Below are 1,044 nucleotides of genomic sequence, written 5' to 3' on the forward strand. Positions count from 1 at the left end.
TGTTTGTTGTTGTCTGTAGGAGCCGCAATAAAAACAGACATAGAGCTAGAACCATCTTTCAACTTTTTCAGCTTGAGATAACTTTTTAATGATAATCCTTTGCCTTGTTCCCAACGACAAACAGAAGCTTGCTTAACGCCTAAAAGGTCTGCTAATTCCTTTTGTGTTAGCGATAAACACTTTCGGATAGATTTAATCTCTAATTTTTCCTCTATGTTCATTTGAGTTGAATCCATTATTTTTAACCATATACGCAATTGTATACAATTAAATTAAAAAAACAATAGATTTTTTTAATTTAAAAATCATAAGTAATGAATTATGACAAAAAACATCATTGCTACATTGCAAGTATTGCAATCTGAATTCGGTCTCAGTCAAAAAGATCTTGCAGATAGACTAAATGTAACTCAAGCAACCGTATCAAGATGGTTGGGGAGTGAATCAGACCCTAGAGGTTCACATAGAGATGCAATTTTAGAACTTTATAAAAGTTTAAAGGGTTATAACCAAATTACTACACTTGTTCCTCTTATGGGATATGTAGGAGCAGGGCTAGAGATTGACACAGATGTTGAGCAAATTCCAGAAGACGGACTTGAAACAATCGAAATACCATTTGATTTGCCTTTTGAAGCAATAGGCTTCATGGTTCGTGGAGATTCTATGTATCCCGTGTATAAAGATGGTGATTTAATCGTAGTTAAACATCTGCAAACAAAACCAGTGAGCGATTATTACGGTGATGAAGTTGTTGTTCTAACAGAAGATAATAGGCGGTTTGTCAAACAAATTACTCGCTCTTCAGAAGGGATTGTACTCAAATCATGGAATGCGCTCCCCATTAAAAATGCTAAGATAAAATGGGTTGGAGAAATAGTTGCAATACTGCCACGCAAATCTTATCGCCCACTTATGAAATAATCCTTGTAAAGCTTTTGATTCTATTATTCTAAAGACAGTATTTATACAGAAATGCAAAAAAAATGAAATATTTGTAATTTTTTTCTTGATTTATTTTATACGTTTGCGTATAAGTATTAT

Annotated in this window: 2 protein-coding genes; one reads left to right on the forward strand and one right to left on the reverse strand. The window is 33.2% G+C overall.

Annotated elements, in window-relative coordinates; all coding sequences use genetic code 11:
• The coding region (locus BN338_RS00270) for a helix-turn-helix domain-containing protein (RefSeq protein WP_039757953.1) at positions 1-221 on the reverse strand (221 nt) is incomplete at its 3' end.
• Positions 222-321: 100 nt separating this feature from the next.
• On the opposite strand from BN338_RS00270, the gene BN338_RS00275 reads away from it, so the two are divergent.
• Complete coding sequence (locus tag BN338_RS00275) at positions 322-924, forward strand: XRE family transcriptional regulator (RefSeq protein ID WP_039757954.1); 603 nt, start codon at positions 322-324, stop codon at positions 922-924.
• The last annotated feature ends 120 nt before the right edge of the window (positions 925-1,044 follow it).

It is taken from the genome of Bartonella queenslandensis AUST/NH15 (assembly GCF_000312585.1).
Classification (GTDB): Bacteria; Pseudomonadota; Alphaproteobacteria; order Rhizobiales; family Rhizobiaceae; genus Bartonella; species Bartonella queenslandensis_A.